26 protein-coding genes and 1 pseudogene are annotated in these 20,849 nt (G+C 63.0%); 7 read left to right on the top strand and 20 right to left on the bottom strand.

Annotated elements, in window-relative coordinates:
- Window positions 1-391: 391 nt before the first annotated feature.
- Window positions 392-691, top strand: coding sequence for a hypothetical protein (locus AC05QJ_RS15275; protein WP_476747656.1), 300 nt, complete (start codon window positions 392-394; stop codon window positions 689-691).
- A 46-nt stretch (window positions 692-737) separates the two neighbouring features.
- On the opposite strand, the pseudogene AC05QJ_RS15270 reads toward AC05QJ_RS15275, so the two are convergent.
- A pseudogene (locus AC05QJ_RS15270) lies at window positions 738-1,198 on the bottom strand (anti-virulence regulator CigR family protein).
- 217 nt (window positions 1,199-1,415) lie between these two features.
- Between AC05QJ_RS15270 and AC05QJ_RS15265 the strand changes: the two are divergent.
- The 3 genes from AC05QJ_RS15265 to AC05QJ_RS15255 all read left to right on the top strand — a co-directional run bounded on the left by AC05QJ_RS15265 (window position 1,416) and on the right by AC05QJ_RS15255 (window position 3,694).
- On the top strand, window positions 1,416-1,946 hold the full coding sequence (locus tag AC05QJ_RS15265) for a glyoxalase superfamily protein (protein ID WP_476747655.1): 531 nt from the start codon (window positions 1,416-1,418) through the stop codon (window positions 1,944-1,946).
- 85 nt (window positions 1,947-2,031) lie between these two features.
- Window positions 2,032-2,553: a hypothetical protein gene (locus AC05QJ_RS15260; RefSeq protein ID WP_476747654.1), complete on the top strand. Its 522-nt coding sequence runs from the start codon at window positions 2,032-2,034 to the stop codon at window positions 2,551-2,553.
- A gap of 394 nt (window positions 2,554-2,947) precedes the next feature.
- Window positions 2,948-3,694, top strand: coding sequence for a nucleotidyltransferase domain-containing protein (locus tag AC05QJ_RS15255; RefSeq protein ID WP_476747653.1), 747 nt, complete (start codon window positions 2,948-2,950; stop codon window positions 3,692-3,694).
- Between the two features lie 470 nt (window positions 3,695-4,164).
- Here the strand turns inward: AC05QJ_RS15255 and AC05QJ_RS15250 are convergent, their stop codons facing one another.
- Entirely contained in the window at window positions 4,165-4,356 is a 192-nt protein-coding gene (locus AC05QJ_RS15250; protein WP_476747652.1) for a hypothetical protein, read from the bottom strand.
- 784 nt (window positions 4,357-5,140) lie between these two features.
- Between AC05QJ_RS15250 and AC05QJ_RS15245 the strand changes: the two genes are divergently transcribed.
- Window positions 5,141-5,536, top strand: coding sequence for a hypothetical protein (locus AC05QJ_RS15245; RefSeq protein ID WP_476747651.1), 396 nt, complete (start codon window positions 5,141-5,143; stop codon window positions 5,534-5,536).
- Window positions 5,537-5,559: 23 nt separating this feature from the next.
- Window positions 5,560-6,222, top strand: coding sequence for an SOS response-associated peptidase (locus tag AC05QJ_RS15240; protein ID WP_476747950.1), 663 nt, complete (start codon window positions 5,560-5,562; stop codon window positions 6,220-6,222).
- Here AC05QJ_RS15240 and AC05QJ_RS15235 read toward each other — a convergent pair.
- Window positions 6,219-6,428: a hypothetical protein gene (locus AC05QJ_RS15235; RefSeq protein ID WP_476747650.1), complete on the bottom strand. Its 210-nt coding sequence runs from the start codon at window positions 6,426-6,428 to the stop codon at window positions 6,219-6,221. The genes AC05QJ_RS15240 and AC05QJ_RS15235 overlap by 4 nt on opposite strands.
- A gap of 92 nt (window positions 6,429-6,520) precedes the next feature.
- Between AC05QJ_RS15235 and AC05QJ_RS15230 the strand changes: the two genes are divergently transcribed.
- Window positions 6,521-6,742, top strand: a complete 222-nt coding sequence (locus AC05QJ_RS15230; RefSeq protein ID WP_476747649.1) for a hypothetical protein — start codon at window positions 6,521-6,523, stop codon at window positions 6,740-6,742.
- A 106-nt stretch (window positions 6,743-6,848) separates the two neighbouring features.
- On the opposite strand, the gene AC05QJ_RS15225 is transcribed toward AC05QJ_RS15230, so the two are convergent.
- The 17 genes from AC05QJ_RS15225 to AC05QJ_RS15145 all read right to left on the bottom strand — a co-directional run bounded on the left by AC05QJ_RS15225 (window position 6,849) and on the right by AC05QJ_RS15145 (window position 20,842).
- A complete protein-coding gene (locus tag AC05QJ_RS15225) occupies window positions 6,849-7,109 on the bottom strand; it encodes a hypothetical protein (RefSeq protein WP_476747648.1) in 261 nt (86 codons plus the stop codon).
- On the bottom strand, window positions 7,106-7,468 hold the full coding sequence (locus AC05QJ_RS15220) for a hypothetical protein (RefSeq protein WP_476747647.1): 363 nt from the start codon (window positions 7,466-7,468) through the stop codon (window positions 7,106-7,108). The genes AC05QJ_RS15225 and AC05QJ_RS15220 overlap by 4 nt, the downstream gene beginning before the upstream one ends.
- On the bottom strand, window positions 7,465-8,112 hold the full coding sequence (locus tag AC05QJ_RS15215; RefSeq protein ID WP_476747646.1) for a glycoside hydrolase family 19 protein: 648 nt from the start codon (window positions 8,110-8,112) through the stop codon (window positions 7,465-7,467). Before AC05QJ_RS15215 ends, AC05QJ_RS15220 begins: the two co-directional genes overlap by 4 nt.
- A 67-nt stretch (window positions 8,113-8,179) precedes the next feature.
- Window positions 8,180-8,710, bottom strand: coding sequence for a phage tail assembly chaperone (locus tag AC05QJ_RS15210; protein ID WP_476747645.1), 531 nt, complete (start codon window positions 8,708-8,710; stop codon window positions 8,180-8,182).
- On the bottom strand, window positions 8,710-10,404 hold the full coding sequence (locus tag AC05QJ_RS15205; RefSeq protein ID WP_476747644.1) for a pyocin knob domain-containing protein: 1,695 nt from the start codon (window positions 10,402-10,404) through the stop codon (window positions 8,710-8,712). Before AC05QJ_RS15205 ends, AC05QJ_RS15210 begins: the two co-directional genes overlap by 1 nt.
- A gap of 6 nt (window positions 10,405-10,410) precedes the next feature.
- Window positions 10,411-11,007 (bottom strand): YmfQ family protein, encoded by a 597-nt coding sequence (locus AC05QJ_RS15200; protein WP_476747643.1) that lies wholly within the window; start codon window positions 11,005-11,007, stop codon window positions 10,411-10,413.
- Window positions 10,998-12,038, bottom strand: coding sequence for a baseplate J/gp47 family protein (locus AC05QJ_RS15195; RefSeq protein ID WP_476747642.1), 1,041 nt, complete (start codon window positions 12,036-12,038; stop codon window positions 10,998-11,000). Before AC05QJ_RS15195 ends, AC05QJ_RS15200 begins: the two co-directional genes overlap by 10 nt.
- The gene (locus AC05QJ_RS15190) at window positions 12,028-12,432 is read right to left on the bottom strand and encodes a phage GP46 family protein (protein ID WP_476747641.1); all 405 of its coding nucleotides are present in this window, start codon (window positions 12,430-12,432) and stop codon (window positions 12,028-12,030) included. Before AC05QJ_RS15190 ends, AC05QJ_RS15195 begins: the two co-directional genes overlap by 11 nt.
- A gap of 2 nt (window positions 12,433-12,434) precedes the next feature.
- Window positions 12,435-12,926: a phage baseplate assembly protein V gene (locus tag AC05QJ_RS15185; RefSeq protein ID WP_476747640.1), complete on the bottom strand. Its 492-nt coding sequence runs from the start codon at window positions 12,924-12,926 to the stop codon at window positions 12,435-12,437.
- A complete protein-coding gene (locus AC05QJ_RS15180; protein WP_476747949.1) occupies window positions 12,923-14,026 on the bottom strand; it encodes a phage baseplate assembly protein in 1,104 nt (367 codons plus the stop codon). The genes AC05QJ_RS15185 and AC05QJ_RS15180 overlap by 4 nt, the downstream gene beginning before the upstream one ends.
- Before the next feature lie 14 nt (window positions 14,027-14,040).
- The gene (locus AC05QJ_RS15175; RefSeq protein WP_476747639.1) at window positions 14,041-15,438 is read right to left on the bottom strand and encodes a DNA circularization protein; all 1,398 of its coding nucleotides are present in this window, start codon (window positions 15,436-15,438) and stop codon (window positions 14,041-14,043) included.
- A 1-nt stretch (window position 15,439) separates the two neighbouring features.
- Entirely contained in the window at window positions 15,440-17,731 is a 2,292-nt protein-coding gene (locus AC05QJ_RS15170; RefSeq protein WP_476747638.1) for a phage tail tape measure protein, read from the bottom strand.
- Between the two features lie 122 nt (window positions 17,732-17,853).
- The gene (locus AC05QJ_RS15165; protein ID WP_476747637.1) at window positions 17,854-18,162 is read right to left on the bottom strand and encodes a phage tail assembly protein; all 309 of its coding nucleotides are present in this window, start codon (window positions 18,160-18,162) and stop codon (window positions 17,854-17,856) included.
- Window positions 18,162-18,509, bottom strand: coding sequence for a phage tail tube protein (locus AC05QJ_RS15160; protein ID WP_476747636.1), 348 nt, complete (start codon window positions 18,507-18,509; stop codon window positions 18,162-18,164). Before AC05QJ_RS15160 ends, AC05QJ_RS15165 begins: the two co-directional genes overlap by 1 nt.
- 55 nt (window positions 18,510-18,564) lie before the next feature.
- Window positions 18,565-20,061 (bottom strand): phage tail sheath subtilisin-like domain-containing protein, encoded by a 1,497-nt coding sequence (locus AC05QJ_RS15155; RefSeq protein ID WP_476747635.1) that lies wholly within the window; start codon window positions 20,059-20,061, stop codon window positions 18,565-18,567.
- Window positions 20,058-20,285 carry a DUF2635 domain-containing protein gene (locus tag AC05QJ_RS15150; protein ID WP_476747634.1) on the bottom strand — a complete coding sequence of 76 codons (228 nt, stop codon included), beginning with the start codon at window positions 20,283-20,285 and terminating at the stop codon, window positions 20,058-20,060. Before AC05QJ_RS15150 ends, AC05QJ_RS15155 begins: the two co-directional genes overlap by 4 nt.
- Window positions 20,282-20,842, bottom strand: coding sequence for a phage tail terminator protein (locus AC05QJ_RS15145; RefSeq protein ID WP_476747633.1), 561 nt, complete (start codon window positions 20,840-20,842; stop codon window positions 20,282-20,284). Before AC05QJ_RS15145 ends, AC05QJ_RS15150 begins: the two co-directional genes overlap by 4 nt.
- Between the last annotated feature and the right edge of the window lie 7 nt (window positions 20,843-20,849).

The following is a 20,849-nucleotide window of genomic DNA, read 5'->3' as shown; positions in this document are numbered from 1 at the left end:
GTTTTCCGTCGGGTTAGCCCTAGCGGCTCGAAGCCCGTCGCGGTACGTCGCATAAAGCGACGAAATTTCCGGCATGTACGACTTTTATGTAGGCCATTTCCGAATCATACTTCCGCGCCTTTCCAGCGGTTGCGCGATGGGAAACAGGTACCTAGGCTTCGCCGGTCGCTGCCAATTCAGCGATCAGGTTTGGTCACCTGAGTCCGATGCGCATCAGCGCCCTCTCTTTGAGTGCGTTTTTTTGCGTCTGCCAGTTCGCTTTATGGCGGCTGTGCGCGGGGCACCCTTGGGTGCGCCGGCTTCCTCGGGCCCGGTTGACCAACCTGCGTACAGTCGCCACCTATCGTTTGGTCACGCAGGTGGTGGCTCCATAGCCCGCAGGAGTTCCACCATGAACAAGATCGTCCCCGATCCACCGCCTTGCCCCACTACCGCCCCTATCGATTTCGGCGTCTGCAAGGGCGCTCATCCGCCGCTGTTTTCCGTGCGTGCCGATGCCGACTTCGAGGATGCGCTGGCTCACCTGTCCGCCGCCCTCACCGCCGCCTTCCAGACCAACGACCAGTTGTGCGAAATGCTCGCCCCGCCCATGGGCGACATCGCCTGGTCCACTTACCAGTCACTGGAAATCTGCCAGGCACTGTGCCGGGCGATGCTGCAAGGGATGCAGCGACAGCGCCTGAGCGCATAGCCAGCGCGCATGAAGAAAGGGCCGCATAGCGGCCCTTTCCCTTGGTTCAGTTCAACGCTCCGTTCAACACTTCGTAGACAATGCCCGTCGCCACCGCCACCAGCACCAGGTCGACCCGACCTGCATCCACTCATAGCCCTGGTAATGCGGCAGATGACCGATCAGGCGGCCATCGAGCTTCTTGGCGATGCCGGGCGGCAGCGGTTTGCCCCGGACAAGATTCTTCTGCACGCCGGGAGGCAGCGCCGGCCCCGGCTTCCAGTAGTCATGATGGTCACGGACGACGCCCAGCACATTGTTTCGGTCGATGGACGGGCCACCGCGGTGCTCGTTGCGATCAGGACCCTTTTTACCGCCGCCGTGGTTGTCATGGCCCTGGGCATGGGGCGGTTTGTCATTTCCGGGGCCGGGCCCCTTACCGTTGCCCGGATCGGCGAAAGACAGGCACGGGCTCAGGGCCAGCGCAATTGAAGTCACCATCGCGACGGTGAAACGGGGCTTGCTCATCAGGGCTTCCTTGTGGAAAGAAATCTCACAGAAATGTAGACGATGACGATGAGATAAGTTCCCCTGGCGCGTAGTATTGGCAGCGGCCGATGCTGCCCGCCGCTCGCTCCGGACTGGAAAGGTGAAAGCATCGCACGACCAACCGCAACCACACATTTCTCTTGCTGGTCGAGGTTTGGCAACGCGAGCACCACAGGCTTCGACACCAGGAGGAACGATGTCATCCATCGAAAACGCCAAGCGCATGGCCAAGGCCCTGCGCCACTCGCTGCACACCCGCGACCACGCGATCAGCCACGCCACCGCGCTGGAACTGGTGGCGCAACAACTGGGCTACAAGGACTGGAACACCGCCAGCGCCCGCCTGCCCCACGAATCGCCCTCGCCTGCCATCCGCTTCGACAAGGCCATCCCGATTTTGCGCAGTTTCGATGAAACCAAGGCGCGAGAGTTCTACCTGGACTTCCTCGGGTTCAGCGTCGAGTTCGAGCACCGCTTCGAGCCGGGTTTGCCGTTGTACCTGGGGATTGAACGGGACGGGTTGCAGCTTCACCTGTCAGAGCATCACGGCGATGCCAGCCCGGGAACAACCCTCTTCGTGCCCATGCACAACATCGAGTTGCTGCGCGACGAGTTGCGGACCAGACAATACGGCTACGGGCGTCCGGATATCGTCGAACAGGGCTGGGGCAAGGTGCTGGAGGTTCATGATCCGTTCGGTAACCGTATTCGGTTCTGTGAAGACTGATTGACGGCGTCCGGGCTCATGAGTCCGGTCGCCGCTACCCTGCTACGTAGAAACTTTCACTACCTCGCTTAACAAAGGAATGAACGTGTTCGGATTTTCATGGGAAGCCTGCATTGGGTTAATAATTTCGTTGTTTATCCTGCTGTTCGCATGCCCGGCAGGTGTAAAGAAAACGGCCGATCAGGTCATTTCTGCCCAGACCTACTATGGCGGAGGCTATCTATCTCTGATCGCCGCGCTGTTAAACGTTGTGATTTATGTAGCCTTGGCTGACCAGGAAATCTCCGGGCCGGTAACGGTCGCACTTTCGATCTGGGGCGCAGTGTTCGGCTCGATTTTTGGCGCGTTTTACTGGACAGCGTTGTGTCTTTACATAATCAAGAAAATAAGAACACGCTCGGGTCTCGCAGTATTGTTTCTCGCGCCGCTTCTGCCGCTCGGCTTGAATTACCTGAACGACATAGAGCGTGTCGTTGTTTCCGAGTATCCGTTAGTTGGACTCAAAGACAGTACCACCGATGCTATCGCCATCGGTCTGTGCCTGACCGCAGTGATTGCCATCAGTTATTGCTACCACCATGTCAAAGGTAGATGGCAAAACCTCTGATCAATAGGGAAAGGGGCTGGCTCGTCCCGCATGCCCGCCCCTTTCCTCACCTTGATATCAATACCGGTGGTATTCCTGACCGCCGCGATCTCCATCGTAATGCCTGTGATGTCCACCACCGTGGCCTCCATGCCAGTACGGCCAGCAGCCACTGAGCAGCAGCGCTGACGACAGGATTACGACCCAAGCAGTTGTTCTCTTCATCGATGTATCTCCGGCCAGGCGAAGCCTGAACTTGCCCTACTTCAGACTCGCGCACAGGGGTGAGGTTCAGGCACTTCGAAAAGCCTTGATACCTCTATTGACCTCACGCGGGCCTTGAACCAGTCTGCGCTGCTGGAGGCTGCACACTGCTGCAGCGAGACGAGCAACAACCGAGCATGGACGCAAGCTTATGAGACCCCTTGAATGCCCCACCCCGGCCGAAGCGCTGGCCATCGCCGAAACGGTGCTGAAAACCCGCTACCCTGATGCCGCGTTCGCCTTTGTCGCGGGCTCGATCATGCGCGGGCAAGGCACCCTGCTTTCGGACATAGACCTGGTTGTGGTGCATGACCATGTGCAGGCGGCGCGCCGAGAGTCGTTCCTGGCTCAAGGGATTCCGGTCGAAGCGTTCGTACACGATCAGTCGACCCTGACCTGGTTCATCAATGAGGATGCGAAACGGGGTCGCCCGAGCATGCCCAACATGGTGGTCGAAGGCGTGCTCATCGGCCCCGCCTGCGATGCGGTGCATGCCTTGCGGCAACACGCTGCAGACCGACTGGAAAGCGGGCCTGCATCACTCACGCCGCAGGCCCTGAACCTTCTGCGCTACGAAATCACCGACGCGATCGACGACCTGCGCGGCGTTCGCCCGGCATCCGAAATCATGGCCATCGGTGCACAGCTGCATGCCAGGCTGGTAGAGCTGGCGTTGCGTGGAAGAGGCCGCTGGTATGGCAGCGGAAAATGGGCGCCCCGGCTGCTGAACGGGGCGGACCCGGCGTTGGCGGCTCGATTCGACGATGCCTTCCGGACCTTATTCGTATCCGGAAATCCAGAGTTGCTCATTGCGCTTGCGGGGGACGAGTTGGCGCCCCACGGGGGCTTTCTGTTCGACGGCGATTGTCGGCTGGCGCCGGCGTCGTGGCGAGCGTAGAACTGTGTCGGCCGATCAGAGGGCGGTGGTTTTCTTCAAGCCCAGCACCGCGAACACAATATTGGGCAGCATCATGATCAGCAACATGCCCCAGAAACGACCTTGCCGGCGCTATGCAGCGAGGCCCCCACCCCGATGAACGCCAGTACGATCACGAAGCGCAGGGAAACGAACTTTTCCAGTCCTCTCATGTCTGTTCCTTGAATTCGCTGAGAAATGGCGGCAATGGTACAGCGCCTACACGAGCAGAACATCCGGTTTGAGTACCGCAGACGCTTCGGCCCTTTGGAAAGAGAAAAGGGGTTGACTGAATGCGGCATTCAGTCAACCCCCTCGAACATCTCACTACGCAACCTGACTCGATACCCCTTGCCAACCCTGCTCGTCACGCTGCGACAGCCATCGACTATCGTCAGTACACTATTACTCTGGATCTGGCAGCCAGCTATCGGATCAGGAAGTCGCAGGCGTCAAGCACTGCAATGCGACAAATAACGACCCAAGGCTTCGCGGGCACGCTGCAGCAGGGCCTGGTATTCCTTCGGCGGCTCATCGCTGCTGGCCAGAGGCTTATCCATCAGATAGGCCCGTACGGCGCAGTAGGTCTGAAGGCATTCTTGTGAGAGTTCACGAGAGACTGCAGAAAAATCAGGTTCCATCACGGGTAGGCTCCTTGGCGAAATACGTGTTTGCCGTTTGTAGGACGGCTTGATACCAAATAATTCAGCAATATTAAAGCGCTATCTCATATTTGTGCGCTACTTGCCCTCAAGCAAGGTGGGTGCCAGCGCCGCAAGTATGCTGCAAACCCGCGCCAGTACTGGCCTTCAACCCGGTATGCGATGGCTGCGTGCGCACCATTGATGATCAGGCAGCACGTGCGGTCTAAGGTCGCACACACCGTAACGCAATGTGTATTACCCGTCGACGAGGGTGGGCCAAGACGCTCGAAACAGACAACGATATAGAGGAACTGCCATTGAAGACGCTACAGGCGATCTCGCAAGTAGCAGGCTATTCATAAACGCAGCTATTGTCCAAGGAAGGTAGAGGAGTTTCAAAAACTCCGAATTGGACATGTCAAAGCTGCTGTTTTATTTTGCGCCCAAACTAAAAGCCCCCGCAGAACTTAATCTGCGGGGGCTTTGAATAGTGGAGGCCGAGGTCGGAATCGAACCGGCGTAGACGGATTTGCAATCCGATAGAGGCCCTCCGGCAAACCGTGCCGCCAACCCCGAAATCCGTTCCAAAACCAATCGGATTTGCCAGGGCTGCAGGCCGCACTCTAGAAGGGGCGCGGCCTGAGTTTTGGAACCGTTTTTTACCCCTCCTCCGGCGTTCTGCCGACCGAACCAAACTCCCCTTTCGCTACATCTCGTCGCTCGGCGCTGGTCGGGAAGCCTATACCGAAATACTGTATGTGCATACAGCTAAATCGAGTACGCTATGGACATTGACACAACAGGCTTTGAGCTCGGCTCACCGACATACGTCGAAACGCTGAAGCACCAAACGCTCATGCTCTGCATCGAAATCGAGCAGCTACGGGCAGACCTTGTGCACGCCAAGAGCTCGGTCACCAGACTCGTCGAGATCAACAGCGAGCTCAACGAGAGAATCATCAGCGAATACCGCCGTGCAAACGGCGCTTACGTCGATTACGTCGACTTGGTGAACTACGCGCGGTGCAGCTACGGGATTGACCTTTGCCGGGACGACGCTGAACGGGAAAAGTCCAGGCGGCTTAACGAGCAATTCAAGGACAGGATCCGCCCACCGGTAGATGAGCCGATGCGTAAGCCATGCCTCTCGCGGCCGCACGGTCTTATGCCCGGCGGCTAAGCTGGGTCTTGGAGGTGATCATCATGTGCGGAAGGCTCACGCAGTATCGAGGGATTCACGACTTCGTTGAGGTGCTCAGCATGCCCGGCGCCTGGCGGAACAATGTCAGCGAGCAACCCCTGGAGCGCTACAACGTAGCACCAAGCACGCCCGTGGCTGTGCTGCGCGATGATGATGTAGGGCTTCGGGCAGACCTGGTGAGATGGGGTTGGCGCCCGCACTGGGCGACTGACCGCGCCGCGCCGATCAATGCGCGCATCGAGAAGGTGGCGCACGGGGCGTTCTTTCGTGCGGTATGGCCGCATCGTGCCGTAACTCCGGTCGATGGGTGGTATGAGTGGGTTGATGAAGGCGGACCGAAGAAGCAGCCGTATTACATCCGCCGGCGGGACGGGCAGCCTTCGTTCTGTGCAAGCATCGGCCGGTTTAATGGCAGCGAGCATGACGGCTTCGTCATCATCACCGCGGACGCCGAGGGCGGAATGGTTGACGTGCACGATCGAAGGCCGGTCGTGCTATCGCCAGAACTGGCGCGCCAGTGGATTGATGGAGGCACATCGCAGGAGGAGGCCGAGCAACTAGCCCTAAATCTCGGCGAACCCCCTGAAGCGTTTGAGTGGTATCGTGTTGGTGTTGCGGTTGGCAATGTGCGTAACCAAGGGCAACAGCTAATTGCTCCTGTTTAATGACGAGTCAGGGGCTGGTGGCCCAATGCGTAAAGTTGGTAGTCAGTCACCGCCTGATAGGCTGACTCGGCGATCAGCCGCAGGCGCTCCACCTGCTCCGGCGCCACGCCGGCGGCCTGGGCTTCGCGGTACTGGCGAAGCGCTGTGATCGCCTCCTGTATCAGCGGCTCACCTGCCTCGACCATTCCCTCGATAGTCCGCTTCATGGGCGCTTCTCCCAGCAATCAGTCGAAGAAGTATAGGGCCGCCTCTGTCACCTGGCTTGCTATGCTTCACCAGCGCTACCGAGGATAGTCAAATGGTAACTGACAAGAAGACGCTGTTTCTGCTTTCGCGCCTGGCAGATGCTCAACTCGCGTTGGCTAAATCGATGAGAGGCGTGCCCCCTGCAAGCCCCGTCTACCCGGTAGAGTCACTACAGCGGATATCTGAAGCCCTTGCCATAGCAGAGGCGGCTCTCCTCGACATCCAGAATACTATCTCCGGTGGCGGCCAGAATGAAGTAACCAAGCTCCATTGAGCGCACGCCTTCACAATCCCTTCACAACTGGACTGGCAAACTCAGCGCTCTCTCGTTTTTAGGCCCGCTCTGTGCGGGCTTTTCTTTACCAGACTCAATGCCTCTCTCAGCGACACACCCTCAGTCCCGCCTCTAGCTGCTTTTCATACCCGATCCGCTGTCGCCGCTCGGCTAATAGCGCCCTCACCTTCACCTCCAGACTATCGGCCTCGCGCAGGCCTGCGGCCGCCCATGGCGGTACCGCGACCTCCGGCGGGCGGCACGGCACCCGCACCGGCACCTCGACGCGAACGAACTGCACCTGCGGCTCAACTTGGCCAGCGCAGCCGGCAAGCGCGAGCACGCCAATGATCAGCACCCTCCTCATAACCCCAACTCCTTGTCGATGATCGACACTGCAGCGGCGCACTGGTCGCCACCGGTGCGCTCTTGCTGCAAGCGGTTCGCCGCGGCGTACTCGGCCTGGGCGCCGGCCTTCGCCTCGCCCACTGCCTGCTCTGCCCTGATCTGGCGCTCGTTCGCAGCCAGGGTCAGGTCGCCCAGGGCCTTGCCCTGCTCCTGTGCCAGGCCGGCGAGGTTGTCGCGCGCGTCGGCGCACACGGAGGCCTTGTCCTGAGCCGCGTCGAGCAGCGGGCGGAAGTGGCTGGTTGTCGCCCAGGTGCCGACCGCCATGCCCAGCAGCACCAGCAAGCCGGCACCGCTGAGCCGCAGCGCCCAGGCGCTCATGCCAGGACCCGCAGCGCCAGGTCGTAGAACGCCTTGCGCTCGGCTGCGCCGACGGGCACACGCCCTGGTTGCCCGGAGTTGATGATGCTGCCGATATCGCTGATCTTGCCGGCATCGGCCAGCTCGTTGAGCCCGTGGGCTTTCCACCACCAGGCGGCAGACTGCGCTGCATGTTCGGCTTGCTCGAGCAACTGCGGCTCATCTAGCAGCGGCAGCCCCAGCGCCTCGGCTGCGGCGCGGTAGTTGTCGCGACCGGTGAGCTGGATCAGGCCGCGGCCCCGGAAGCGCCAGCCGTCGCCGGAGGCTTCGGGACCATTGCCCATACGGCCGCCGTACACCGCATTCGCAAAGCGTTCCGGGTTGCCGGCCAGTTCAGCGGCGCGCGGCACAAGCGACCGCCAGCGGCTGTTAGGTGAGGACGCCAAGCCAATCTCGCGAATCCGGTCGGCGCGGTAGTTCAGGTCTTCCACCAGCGTGCGCAGCTGGCCCGACTCGTGGCCGATCTGCGCGATGAATGCTGCCAGCCGCATCCTGCTGTCGATCTTCCAACGTGCCGTAGCGCGGTTGATTGCGGGAACAAAAAGGCCCGCGACTGGGCGGGCCTTGGGCAAAATCTGTAGCAGTTGTTGCTCAGTGATCGGCATATGCTTCTCCGTTTCGAAAGCTAAGCCCGCCAAAGCGGGCAACAAAAAGCCCCGACAGTGCGGGGCTTTAGGAAGTGGTGCTGACCAGCCAGGACGGCGGTGTCGGTCGCTCTGCAGCGTCCGGAAAGCCTGGCGACTCCGGCCACGCCCTGAGTGCCAGTCGGTACGCTTGCAGCTCGCGGTACTGCTCGACAGTCAGCGTCGTGTCGCGCTCGGCCTCGATCTCGTCGCGATGGCGCACCACCATTCCGTCTGTTGCGCTCAGCGCCGCATCGCGCCACAGACGTTCGCCGTACTCAAGTTCAGCGACAGAAAGTGGCGGCCGCTCCACAGCCTCGGGGGCGCCCGCCGGACTTGCTTGAATCAACCGGCCTTGGGTCTGAGCCTCAAGAAGCGCGCGGTAATCCGCTTCGGCCACTTCGACCAGCTCAGCCGCTTGTGGCAGCGAGCAGTTCACGTTCTCGACCTCAATAAGCGGCGCGACCGCTTCTGCATCATCTTCCGGCCGAATCCATTCAGGGTCAGGAATCCAGAGGGTGCGCGGCCCGTGAATATCGTCGATGTAAAAACCGCAGCTCAGCGCATGAAAGAAAACCATCAGTACCCCTCCGCCTCTACGATCAGTTGTAAGCCCGTTTGCACAAGCCCGCCCCACTCCTCCACCCGCAGCTTGCACCCCGTCCGAGTCAGGCTTGAGTAGGAAGCAACCAGCTGGCCGACCGAACCGTCTGCTGTCATCACTGAGATTTTTACGCTGTCAGCTTGTACGGGAAACGTAACGGGCCACGTGACAGCGCCTGTCCAGATGTTGACAGCATCACCGATGTACACCGCTACTCGCTGCCGCAACAGCCCCGTATCCGCGCACATCCACCAGCCAGGAACGCCCTTCACGCAGGTATTGCGCGGCAGCTGAGCCTGCGCAACCAGGCGCACAAGATCACCGCGATTCGAGCCAAGGTATGGCTCGGTGATCGCGCCCCCGACGAACCCGACCACTGCCACGTTTTCGACGCTGGCTTTCTGAGACAACAGCAAATTCATGGTGGAGATGTTATAGGCGTCAAGGATGCCGTAGCCCTCTAATGACGTCGCCGCCCAGGCCTTCTGGTTGAGCAGAATATTCGTGTATTCACTGGTGTAGGCGTCTGTGATGCCGTACCCGGCCAGCGTCGTGGCTTTTGCCGCCTTGCCCGCGATCGCACTGGCCATGGTGGTGGCAAAGTTCGGATCATTGCCCAGCGCAGTCGCCAACTTTTTCAAGGTGTCGAGCGTCGCAGGCGCGCCTCCAACCAGTGCCGTGATAGCCGCCTGCACCAAATCAGTTGATGCAACTTCAAACCAGCGGGTCCAATCATTGACGTAACGCGCCCGGAACCAGGTCCGAGCAGTGTTGTACTGCGTGTAGATTTGGGTCGTAATGTTCACATTTGCAGCCTGCACAAGCAGCGTGCCAGCGGCCTCGACCGGATAGTTGAGTGCCAGTTGAGCGCTGAGGTTGTCCGACTGCCCATGTGAGCCGGGAGTGCGCACAGTATTAAGGTCAACATTTGCGCCCAGCCCCGGCCGCTCCTTCCCGACCTCTCCCCAGCCAGCAGCGCCGAGCACAGCAAGAATCTCGGAGCCGGTCTGCGCTTTGGTAAACGCATCACCAATCCCGTGGCCCGCAAGCGTCGCGGGATTGCTGCCGGCAACGACCCGGCCGAAGGCGTCAACGGTTACAGCGCCGTACGCACCAGGGGCCACACCCGACTTGCCGCCGACCTGGGCAAAGGTCAGCGCCGTGGTGCCCAGTACTGGCTGTGACGTGTTGATCAGTTGCCAGACCGTACCGGCGTTGACGTTGCCGTCTTGCACCGGGACGGTGTGCCCGGGGATGCATTCGATGCTTTCATTTGCATCATGCGCCCGGGCCCAGGCGCCTACCGCCGCGACATAGATCCAGTTCTGCGACGCCGTCGCCTGATTCTTCACCAGCACCCGGTCACCAACTGCAAGGGCTACCCCGTCGATGGTTTGCAGGCCGCTGAGTGCGATTGCCCCGGTCGTCGCGCAGCGTACTGAACGCTTTGCATCGGTCGCGGTAATTACCTGAATCGCGGTCAACAGCTGACTCAGGTCCGCTTCGCTGGGCGACAAGCCGGCAGCATTAACGACCGCGAGAATCTCTTGCGTGACCGCATTGCCCCAGCTCGCCGGGATCAGCGAGCCGATAGCACCTGTACTGGGGTTTTCGTCCGCGAATTGGCCATTGACCAAGCCAACACCGGGCGTGCTTTTTGGGTAGTCCATCGTTCTTCATCCGTAGTTGATTGTTTCGAGCGTGTGCGCCGGCGCGCTGCGCCGCACCACACATTCCAGGGCGCCGCCCGGGTCAGCCCCGAAGCGCTGCCCCCAAAAGCTCGCACCAAAGCGGCGGCCCAGCCGAAGCCTCGGCCCCGCGTCGAGCGTCCACATAAACTGAGCAGTCCAGGTGCCGAAGTGCGCCGTGCCAAAACGGGCTCGACCGAAGCGCGGCGCCCGGTGCTCGATGACCCGCGCCTGCGGATAGCCGAGACTGAATGCCAGGTCGACGAAGTACGCCGGCGACTGCCCACCGACTTCGACCAGACGCCGGCGCACCGCCAGTTGGCGGTCGTCGAAGCTCGGTGATTCGCCCATGCACGGATCGGGGAGGCTCATCACCCGTTCCCAGTCCGGTACCAACTCGCGGACAGCCTCGGGCGCCGCCTCGCCCAACAGGTCGGCGGCGCGCAAGTCTTCGCGTGCAAGCTCGCGCGCTGCAGCCCCCAGCAGTTGGTCTACCTCGGGGTTGAACTCACGGTCCCAGGCCGGCCCAGAGGGCAGCAGCGCGCGCAACTGCGCGTAGTAGTCGTCTGCCGTCCTCACAACCACAGCACACCCCCATAGGTCAGCAGCTCATTCGCCGCCGCTGGCACATCACCGGCCGGGCCTAGAATCTGGTGATCACGCTCGCCAGATGCGCCGCTGATCGCTTCGCTGATGTGCGTGCCCAACAACCCTTCGCCCAACTCCGACTCGCGGTTGTGCAAGTCGATCAGGGCCGCTTCGACGGCACGACGCACCGCGCTGCTGTCGGGAGTGACCTTGAGCTGGTACTGCACCGGCTTCTCGACCGGCGGCAAGACATACACCTCAGCCGTTACCGGCCGCTCCTGCTCGATATACGCGGCCACGGCAGCGCACGCTTCGGGGGTAGGGATGATGTCGATATCGCCGTCACGCACGATGAACACCCCCACCGTGCCGGGCCCCAGCCAGCGCCGCACGACCCACGCACGGGTCACGCCGGCGACTTCCAGCGCCCAGGTCACGTAATCGCTTTGGGCGCCGCCGTGGGGCACGACGCGGTACGAGCGAATCACTCGGCCGCGCAGCGTCTCGATGCTCTCCTGTTCGGTACCGCCCAGCAGGCCGGGAGCGGCAACGGTGAACACATCGTTCAGACCCAGCACTGGCGATACCAGGCGCAGCGCAGTACCGGCCTCGCTGTTGCCCAAGACCCCGGCATCCAGCGCTTCCAGGGTGGCCACGCCCTGGGCAGCCGTCAGCTTGACCGTGGCTTTCACGCGAAACCGCGCGCCGTCATCCCGCTGCAGCAGCGTGCCGGCATCGAGCAGCGCCGACACAGCGCCCGTGAACGCCGCCGGGCCGGTCGCGGCCACGGCTTCCAGGCGGTCGCGCTTGAGCCGCGCACGGGCCATGCGGCGCAGCGTGTCCTCGTCTGCGGTGTCCGGCAGGATCTGGTCGGCGATGTAGGTCTGGTGCCCGTAGCGCGCAAAGCTCGCGGCGCCGAGCACGCGCGAAAGGACTTCGCTGTCGGAGCGCAGCAGCGAGCTGGAGCCCGCCAGGTCGCTCTGCGCGCGGCCGATCAGGGCGGGTAAAGTCGGAGTTTCAAACGGCATGAATCACCTGCCAGAGGTCATCGAGTTGAACATCTATCGCCGCGCCGTCCGGCATCGACAGCACAACGGCAAGGTCAAGGCGATTGACGCCCCGGGTCGCAGTTACCGTAACGCTGCTGACCCGACCGTCATCCAGCATCCAGGCCAGCGCCTCGCGGGCGAATGCCACCGCATCGCGCTCGGTGTCGGCGGTCAGCGCCCGCCGGCGCAGTTGCCAGAGCCGTGAACCGATCCGGTCATTGGCAAGCGTCGGGAAGCTGTCGCCCCACCAGCCGTAACGCTGGTCGTCATCGAGCACGTCGCCAGCATCGGCGCGGCGCCAGGTCAGCAGGCTGATCACCGTGGCCCGTCGCCAAGCGTTCTCGCCCAGCTCGTCGGTAGTGAGCAGTGCCATGATCAGCCCCCCGGGACCGGTTTCTTGTCGGAGCCTTCGTGTACGTGGGTCGAGGTACTGACCCCGACCGCTACAACGTCGCCCGCGGCTTCGATGCGGCCCGTGGTGCGAATCACTGGCGTGTCGAACTCGACAGCCGTACCCGCCTGCACCTTGAGCGTCAGCGTCTCGACCGAGATTTCCCGGCCGCGCTTGAAGTGGATGCAATCGCCTTCGTCGGTGTAGATCGCCACCTCACCACTCTGCAGGTCCTTGAGCCGAAAGCGCCGGTCAGCAAGGCAAACAACAACACCGTGCGAGCGGTCGCCGTTGACGAAGAGCGCCAGGCCTTCGGCGCCGGCCTGAGGGTTCGACGTGAAGCCATACGGCTCGAAGTGCTCAAGGTCGTCTTTCAGCTCGTCCGCGGTGAGGCGCATCTGTACGCGCTGCATCAAGCCGGACGCATTAGCCAGGGCGAGCACGCCCCGCACCAGGAAGTTTCGGTGTGCCGTCATTGTTCGGGTTTCCAGTCTGCAGGAATGAGGTATTCGAAGTTGTCGGCCTTGCCGCCCTTCTTGAGCTTGCGAGACTTGTGAGGGTCTTTCGGCTCAGGCTCGAAGGCGTCCGGCGGCCCCACCGTGATGTTCGCAATCGTGCCGTTGTCGTCGAGGCTGTACTCGATTTCGCTGATCAGCATGTCGCGGTCGATGCCGATCAGCGGATCGACTACCCGCACGGTCATGTTGGGCAGCCACAGCGCGCCGTTGGACTGCCGCCAGCCCTGCACCTTGTAGTTCAGGGTCAGGGCCTTGCCCATGCGGTTACCGCGTTCCCAGTTCGCCCGCGCCTCGGCAAGTTTCGGGGTCATCTGCCCGCTTTCATGGATCAGCAGAACCCGTTTCCGCGCGGCCCGTGGATCACTGGCCGAGGCCTTAACCTCCGACGCCTGGGCGCCAAACTCGGTGTCCGACCCTGAGCGCTGGCCCGTTACGCGGTATTCAGAAAACACCCCGGAAAAGTCAAGTTGGGCCGAGCCGGTCTTGATGTTCTGCCCCAACTCAAGACGGTCCACCGCACGGCCGGCGCTCCCCGGGCGCACGATCACCAGGCGCCCCCGCGTGTCATCGGTAGACAGCAGCCGGGACAGGGTCAGCAGGCGGTCGATCGACTCGAACACTGTTTCACCTGGCTCGATCGTGTGGTCTGTCAGCTTGCCGGTGTCCGCCACCTGGCTCACCACCTGCACCCCGTAGGGCGTGGCCAGCGCTTCGACGATCTGCTGCACGCTTTGCCCGCGCCACTGCCCAGGCGAGTTGACCGCCGAGCAGTCGACAAGGTCGGACGTCAGCGAGCGACCCGCCACCGCGCGGTTGACCGTGTGTGCGTCGTAGTTGATCGGCGTAGCGTAGATCCAGCCGGTCAGGACAAGGTCGCCACCGATGCGCACCTGGCAGAAGTCGCCCTGCCGCACCGGAATCTCCTGATCCTGCCCCGGCCAGCGCCAGGTCACGTCGAGTTTGAAGTCTCGGCTCTGCCGCTCGATGCCGGCGCTGATGCTGACTTTCTTCCATCCGCGATAATCCAGGCCGTTCACGCTCAGCGTGACAGCGTTCATTTCATCCACGGGGTTTACTCCTGGGCGACGGTCAACGCACCCACGGGCAGGAAGCCGGGGTGATTCACCTTGTTACGCGTAACGATCTCGGCGGCGCGCGTGGCGTCGCCGTAGCGCTGGTAAGCCAGCACCACTGCCGGCAGGCTTTCGTGGGTGATCACCTGCGTCAGGCGCACGCCGGAGCGCGCCACCTCGCTCAGGTGCCCGCGAACGTGCTTGCGCAGCGTCTCCAGCGCTTCGAAATGCCCGTGCGGCACATCCTGCGCGGCGTCCCACAGCGCAGCGCTCAGCGCGTAACGCAGCGTCACGACATCTTCCGTGGCTGGCACGTCCGGCCGCTGGACCGGCATCGCCGCTTGCTGGGCCAGCGACGGGCATCCAGGCAAAGCCGCCGGCGCAGCGACTACCGGCATCACAGCCACGATTCGCGCGGCCTGCACGATCAACGCATCGCGCACCAGCTCGCGGGCAGCCTGCACCACTGCTGCTGTCGCCACGCCGCCGGTGGCATTGTTACTACGTCGGCTCTCGGCCACAGCAGCGCCCAGGGATTGGGCCTGCTCGATCTTCGCTGTGACGTCGCGACCGGCAGCCGTGTAACTCGCGAATACCGGCTCATCCGCTGCAAGGCCCGCCACCGTGCGCGCAAACTCGGGGTCCGCCTCCAGCACGCTGGAGCTGGTGGCCACAGTGCTGGACACGCTGGAGTCGTCTGCAGAAGGCCCCCAGCGGTAACCCGACGACCGCGAATGTCCGCTCAGGTCGGCGAACTGGGCGCGGATCATCGCCGAGAAGTTGCCCGGCGAGTTGATCAGCATATCGGCCAGCGCCTCCACCGATCCGACCAGCCCGGTGATCTTGCCAAACTCCTGATACAGCGCCATCTGCAGGCCGGCTATGCCGTTCTGCAGCGCCACGACAGCAAGGCGCGCGCGGTTGACCACGGCCATTGCGGACTTGTACCGGTTAATCGCCGAGTCGAGCACGCTTTCCGACGACTCCTCGACCTGCCGTGCGGCGTTCGGCACGCCAGCAGGAAAGCCCTTCTCCCCGTCTTCGACGAACTCCAGGTCGAAGCGCACGACACCACCTTCCCGGCGTTCGTGGGTCACGTTGCAATTCGTCGCCGTGACAGTCATGCGCCCGAACCAAGGGTGAATCAGCTCCCCCGGCCCGGGCTGGTCGAGAGCGTTCAGCAGGTCGTCACGCTTGACGAAACAGTCATCACCGACGACAAACGCCACCAGCTTTGTGACGCGGGTCACCCGCCCCATGTCTTCCACCAGCGGCTTGTCGCGCTGGGGGTACTCATGCAGCTGGGTGCGCCGCCCGACCGGCATGCTGTCGCTGTCAACGTGAAATGGCACCCCGCGAAAGGACGCAGGGTGTAATTCATCACGCCAGGTCTTCATGTCACCCCCTTGCAAGCGATCGGTAGCCGACTTGCGGCGTCACTGACAGCCCCGGCTGATTGGTTTCGGCCGGATCAACCCGCATGCCCACCGGAGCATTCTCGAAGCGAACGAGCATCGAGCCCTCCAACTTGGTCTTGTTTGCGGCGGCTTGCTCAACGAGCGAGCCACGCGATGCCGGCAACGTGCCAGGCGCAGCGCCGGGCAACGAAGGGCTCGCGGTGTGCGGGATCAGCGACGGCTGGACCGCCTGCAGACCCTTCATCAGCTCGGCCGTGGTCGCGGCCGGGAGCGGTTGAGGCGTCGCCGGCGCAGCGACAGCCGCCGGAGCAGCCACGGACGGGACCAGGCGCAGCGCCGGCGGTGCGACAGACACGGCCTGCACATTCGGCGGTGCCGATACCGCTGCAGCAATTGGACTCGGCGGGACCAGCGACAAGCGCGCCGGTGCCGACGGCGCGCGCAGCAGGCTGGCCGCTGTCGTCGCCTCGGGCAACACTTGCGGCATCGGCGCCATGGGCTTGACCAGCGCCCCGGGCACGGGCTGGCCGGCACCGTTACGCGCGTTCTGTTCGTCCGTCCACGCCCTGACTTTGTCGGTGGCCGACTGGATCACCCCGTCGCCACCGCCCTCGAAGCCGAGGAATTTCATCATCGGTTCGATGATCGGGCGCAGCTTGTCCCATAGGCCCTTGAAGAATCCGGTAATGGGCTCCCAGTGTTTCATCACCAGGCCCAGCGGCGACCAGTCAAACACCGACTGCAGGAAGCCGAAGAACGGCACCGACAGCGCCTTCACCAGCTCCCACAGGGCGCCGAAGAACTCGGTCAGCGGCCCCCAGTTCGCGACGATCTGGCCCAGTGGCGACCAGTTGAACGCCGCTTTCATCCAGCCCCACACAGCCATAGCGGGCTCGCGGATCAGCGCCCACACGCGCTGGAAGTACGGCGCGACGGTTGACCAGTTGGCGATCAGCACGCCGGCAGTGATCGCGATACCGCGCACGATCATTCCGATCGGGCTCATGCTCGCCACGCCGTTCATCAGCGCCAATGCCGCCGTGGCCCCGGCCGTGGCCAGGCGCAGCACGGTGAAGCCCACTGCCGCACCGAGCACGCCCTTCACAAGCCACGGGTGTGCGGCCGCGAGGCTGGAGACGGCGGTCACCATCGGCCCAACGGTTTCTAGGAAGTCATTGAACGGCGGCAGCAACATCGAACCGACCGTGATGCCCAAGCGCGTGACCCGGTTCTGCAGGAGCTGCAGCGCGTTCTGAGTCGTCGCCGCGCGAGCCGCATACTCGGCCGTCATCGAACCTGCGTACTTGCCATCCTTGCCCACCGCCTTGAAGTTCGTCTGCAGCGTTCCGAGACTGGTCAACAGTGGCGCAATCGCCCCCACCGACTCTTTACCGAACAGGTTGGTCAGCACCGCCGCTTGCTTGCTTTTCTCGACCTTGGCCAGGGTCATCAGCACCTTGTTGATGGTGCCCTCGCTGTCGGTTTGCATGCCCTTGGCGATCTCGTTCGAGTCCAGGCGCAGGGCCTTGTAAGCCTCCTGCTGCGACTTCGTCGCCGCCGTACCAGCGGTCAGGGTCAGCATGAAGTTCTTGATACCCGTGGCCGCCACGTCCTGGGCGATACCCACCCCGGCCAGTGTCGAGCCCATCGCCGCCAGTTGCGCGGCGCTCACACCGGCCACCTCTCCCAACGGGCCGATAGAGGTCAGGATGCTGGAGATTTGCCCGGTGCTCGCCGCCCCCGTGTTACCTAGATGGTTGATCTGGTCGGCCAGCGTGACGACCTCGTCCTGATTCATCTTGAACGCGGTACGCCACTTGGCCATCATTTCGCCGGACTGCGCCGCGGTCTGATCGAACGCTACGCCCATCTTTACCGCGTCTTCCGCGAAGCGGTTCAGCTCGTCGCGGGCAATGCCGGACTGGCCGCCAGCCGCGACGATCTGCGCGATCCCCTCCGCGGCCATCGGCAGTCGCTCGGACAAGCCCAGCACGTCGTCGCTCATCGCTTTGAACTGCTCAGGCGACTCGAAGTTGACCACTTTCTTGACGTCGGCCATGGCGCTCTCAAAGCCCATCGCCGCCTTCACCCCCATCACGAACGGCGCCGCGATTGCGCCCCCCTGCAGGGCCTCGCCGAACGTGATCTTGCCAAGCCCCGAGTTGTTCAGTTGCTTGCGCAGCACGGCCGCGTTTTTCCGTACGCCTTGCAGCACCGGCGACAGCTTGTCGACGCCGGTGATCAAGGCCTTGAGCTGGAAGCGATCAGCCATCTAAGCCCCCTTGGTCAGCTCGTTGATTCGCCAGGCGTTTTCCTCGCTCTCGAACAGCTCGTCGAGCGGCAGGCCTTGTATCTCGCCTGGGCTGGCTTTCCAGAACCAGGCGAGGTCATACGTCAGATCGACGATTCCTCGGACGTCTCCGAATCGGCAGGCAGGAAAAAACCGATAATGGTCCAGATCACCTTGTTCAAGTCCGCCAGGGCCATCTGGTTGACCGAGGTCGGCGGGATCTTCGCGCACACGGCGATGTACTTCGCCGCCGCCTCGACTTCCGCAATGGGGTAGCCGTCGCCACCGATGGTGTACGGCAGCACCTTGATGGCGCGGCATTCCTGAACAGTGGGGCGGCGCAACTCCAGCTCGGTGACTTCTTCACCGTGGGCCTGAATCGGGGCGCTCAGCTTGTGGGTTACGGTGCTCATTACTGCCAGTCTCCTGCGATGCCTTCAAATTTGAGCGGGACCTTCGCGTCGTCGCCGGTCACTTTGGTTTCGTCCACCAGATACGCGCCGGACAGCACATAGACCGAGCCGTCTGCAAACTCGGCGGTGATGGTCATGTTCTGCCCGGCGGCCAGCTTGGCCCGGGGGAAATTGGGGGTTTTCACGGCGTCGACGCTGAGGTAAGGGATCAGGTCTTCTTCCTTGTAATGCCCGCGCACGATGGTTTCGCGTTTCACGTCCGAGAGCGGCGCTTCCACGCCGCCAGTGATGGTGAGCTGATCGCCATCAATTTTGATGTAGCAGGTGCCCGCGACTTTCTGACCCATTGGGGGCCTCCCATAAAAAAACCCGCACAAGGCGGGCTGGAGTTGGTGAGCTGCGTTACGCCGCGTCGGCGTACTGCAGGCGGAACTGGTAGAGCAGCGCGAACACGCGCAGCTGGTTCACCAGGTCCGGCGGGAACAGCACATTCAGGCGGTTCGGGTTGTTCGGGTCGCGCTCCACCACCAGGTTCTGCTTGAACAGCTCGGTGTTCTCGACGATGCCGTCACGCTCCAGCGCGCCGTAGGCTGCGATCAGCTCGCCGCGAATCACGTTCGGCGTGACGATCGCCTGGCCAGCACCAAAGCGCGTGCCGTCGCTGGCCAGCTTGTGACGGGCGTACTTGCTGGTGATGATCGAGCGCAGGTAGCGGATCACATACGCCGACTGGTGCAGCGTCTCACTGTCCAGGTACGAATCGTCCGCCTGCCCGAAGGCGTTACGCTGGTAGGTCGTAACGGCGCGCTCGATGCGGTAGCTACCACCGTTGTAGCTGGCCGTGGCCATACCACTGGTCAACAGCGATTGACGCTCAGTCAGCAGGTAGCGATCACTGGCCTCGGCCGGGTCGAGCCCGGTCAGCACGCCGGTCTGCGTCGGCCGGGCCGGGTCCGCGCTGATGAACACTGCGGTACGGGCCATCCAGGCGGCAGCGACTTCCCACGCCGGTTGCGGCACCCCGGCTTCGAAACTGTGGATAGTGACGTGCGGATCGTTGCGCAGGCGGCCAGCTGCGACCTGCTGGCCGAGCGTGCCGCGCTGCGCGCTGTAGACATGGCCATAGAGCTGCTTGGCCCACGACCAGCGGCCGGTGCTGTCATCCATGATGGCTTGCCAAGCATTCAGCGTGGTGGTGTCGGTCCACGGCTGCGCAATGAACTCGAATTCCTCGTCACCGAGCGCGGCCAGCGCCTGGGCGATCTCCGGCGTACCGGCGCCGCCGGTCATCGCCGTGGTGACAAGGGTCAGGCCCGCCGGCGTTACTTCACCGTTGGTGCGCCCGAGGCGGTTGAGCTGGACGCGAATGTCATTGCCCAGGTCGCCCTTGAACTTAGCCGTCAGCGTGACGACTCCTGCAGCTGCAGTAGCGGTCACAGGCAGTTCTACGGCGGCGTTAACCGCCGCCGCCAGACTGGTGGCCACCGCATCCGCTGTCGCGCTGGCCACCACCACCGCACGCACACGCTGGCCAGCCACGTACAGGTTGACCAGGCCAGCCGCCGTGGCCGTGCCCGTTACGGTAACGCTCGCCGTGGCGACAGTGCCGGTGCTGACTTTCAGCGGCAGGCACCAGACTTCGCCGGCGACATCGATCGCGCGAACGCGAGCGTGCATTGCCGCGAGCATCGAGCCGTCACCGGCGATGGTACGCGCCTCGGTCGTGCGCGATACCAACGTCAGGCGACCGATCTCGGGTCCGGTCACGTCGTCATTGACCTGGCCGACAAGCAGGCGGCGCAGAGTGGATGCGCCGCTGTTCGCCATCGAGTTGTCCACCTCGGCGTAGAACAGCGGGACGCGGATATCGCTCGGAATATTGCTGAAACTGACGCTCATGCCTTGGTTCCTCGGCGGGGGGTCGCAGGTTTAGCGGCAGGCTCTGCCGCGTCTTCGGCGGCCGGCACCTCCGGATCTGGCGGCAAGGCATCGCCGTCGTTGATCCGGCGCTGCCAGTACGCAGTCAAGGGCACATCGGCGCCCTTTTCGGGCAGCAGTTCGCCGCCCTTCTCCGGCATCGGGCAGGCACGCCCCGGGGCCGGTCGCAGGTGAATAGTGGTCACTGGGGTAGATCCTCTCGGGTTTCTAATTTGATCAGCGGGTCGGTGAACACATAGCGGGTATCCACGCCCTCCAGCGCGGGCAGACCGGCGAGGACCAACTCTTGCCAGGTCTGCGGCTTGCCCTCGCCGTCCCACTCAAGCCGACCCAACTGGAAGTCGGCATAGAAGCGGTAGCGGTAGACCATGCGGCCGCGCTCAAGCAGCAGCAGTTGGCCACCGTCGTAGATCAGCGGACCCGACTCATCGTCAGGCTCAAAGCCGACCAGGGCACGCCACAACTGGGCGCGCACGTCGTGCAGGACATCAGCGACCGACTGCCCTCGCTCGTCATCCGTGGGCAGCACGACACACACGTCGATCGCGTCGCGCACGTCCTGGGTGATCACGTTCTGCGCGACAGGCTCGTCGGCCGAGTCACCAACCCCAATCACATAGGCCGCCGGCGGCGGCATCTTGGCGCTGTCATTGGTCGGGTCCCAGTTCAGGCCACCAGCCACGCGCCCCTCAAAGCCGGGCGCGTAGGCTTTCAGCTGCTCGATCACAGGGGTGATTTTCATGCGGGTG

The sequence above is a fragment of the Pseudomonas sp. TUM25319 genome, assembly GCF_056388475.1.
Note: the sequence above shows the minus strand (reverse complement) of the source record. Positions and strands in the feature narration are given on the sequence as shown.

Coding starts and splice junctions, on each gene's coding strand:
- AC05QJ_RS15205 (WP_476747644.1), bottom strand. CDS start 10,404: ATGGACTACCCAAAAAGCACGCCCGGTGTTGGCTTGGTCAATGGCCAA.
- AC05QJ_RS15155 (WP_476747635.1), bottom strand. CDS start 20,061: ATGAGCGTCAGTTTCAGCAATATTCCGAGCGATATCCGCGTCCCGCTG.
- AC05QJ_RS15245 (WP_476747651.1), top strand. CDS start 5,141: ATGGACATTGACACAACAGGCTTTGAGCTCGGCTCACCGACATACGTC.
- AC05QJ_RS15160 (WP_476747636.1), bottom strand. CDS start 18,509: ATGGGTCAGAAAGTCGCGGGCACCTGCTACATCAAAATTGATGGCGAT.
- AC05QJ_RS15215 (WP_476747646.1), bottom strand. CDS start 8,112: ATGCCGATCACTGAGCAACAACTGCTACAGATTTTGCCCAAGGCCCGC.
- AC05QJ_RS15220 (WP_476747647.1), bottom strand. CDS start 7,468: ATGAGCGCCTGGGCGCTGCGGCTCAGCGGTGCCGGCTTGCTGGTGCTG.
- AC05QJ_RS15265 (WP_476747655.1), top strand. CDS start 1,416: ATGTCATCCATCGAAAACGCCAAGCGCATGGCCAAGGCCCTGCGCCAC.
- AC05QJ_RS15230 (WP_476747649.1), top strand. CDS start 6,521: ATGGTAACTGACAAGAAGACGCTGTTTCTGCTTTCGCGCCTGGCAGAT.
- AC05QJ_RS15210 (WP_476747645.1), bottom strand. CDS start 8,710: ATGGTTTTCTTTCATGCGCTGAGCTGCGGTTTTTACATCGACGATATT.
- AC05QJ_RS15185 (WP_476747640.1), bottom strand. CDS start 12,926: ATGACGGCACACCGAAACTTCCTGGTGCGGGGCGTGCTCGCCCTGGCT.
- AC05QJ_RS15165 (WP_476747637.1), bottom strand. CDS start 18,162: ATGAGCACCGTAACCCACAAGCTGAGCGCCCCGATTCAGGCCCACGGT.
- AC05QJ_RS15180 (WP_476747949.1), bottom strand. CDS start 14,026: ATGAACGCTGTCACGCTGAGCGTGAACGGCCTGGATTATCGCGGATGG.
- AC05QJ_RS15195 (WP_476747642.1), bottom strand. CDS start 12,038: ATGCCGTTTGAAACTCCGACTTTACCCGCCCTGATCGGCCGCGCGCAG.
- AC05QJ_RS15170 (WP_476747638.1), bottom strand. CDS start 17,731: ATGGCTGATCGCTTCCAGCTCAAGGCCTTGATCACCGGCGTCGACAAG.
- AC05QJ_RS15255 (WP_476747653.1), top strand. CDS start 2,948: ATGAGACCCCTTGAATGCCCCACCCCGGCCGAAGCGCTGGCCATCGCC.
- AC05QJ_RS15145 (WP_476747633.1), bottom strand. CDS start 20,842: ATGAAAATCACCCCTGTGATCGAGCAGCTGAAAGCCTACGCGCCCGGC.
- AC05QJ_RS15175 (WP_476747639.1), bottom strand. CDS start 15,438: ATGAAGACCTGGCGTGATGAATTACACCCTGCGTCCTTTCGCGGGGTG.
- AC05QJ_RS15235 (WP_476747650.1), bottom strand. CDS start 6,428: ATGAAGCGGACTATCGAGGGAATGGTCGAGGCAGGTGAGCCGCTGATA.
- AC05QJ_RS15225 (WP_476747648.1), bottom strand. CDS start 7,109: ATGAGGAGGGTGCTGATCATTGGCGTGCTCGCGCTTGCCGGCTGCGCT.
- AC05QJ_RS15190 (WP_476747641.1), bottom strand. CDS start 12,432: ATGGCACTGCTCACTACCGACGAGCTGGGCGAGAACGCTTGGCGACGG.
- AC05QJ_RS15240 (WP_476747950.1), top strand. CDS start 5,560: ATGTGCGGAAGGCTCACGCAGTATCGAGGGATTCACGACTTCGTTGAG.
- AC05QJ_RS15275 (WP_476747656.1), top strand. CDS start 392: ATGAACAAGATCGTCCCCGATCCACCGCCTTGCCCCACTACCGCCCCT.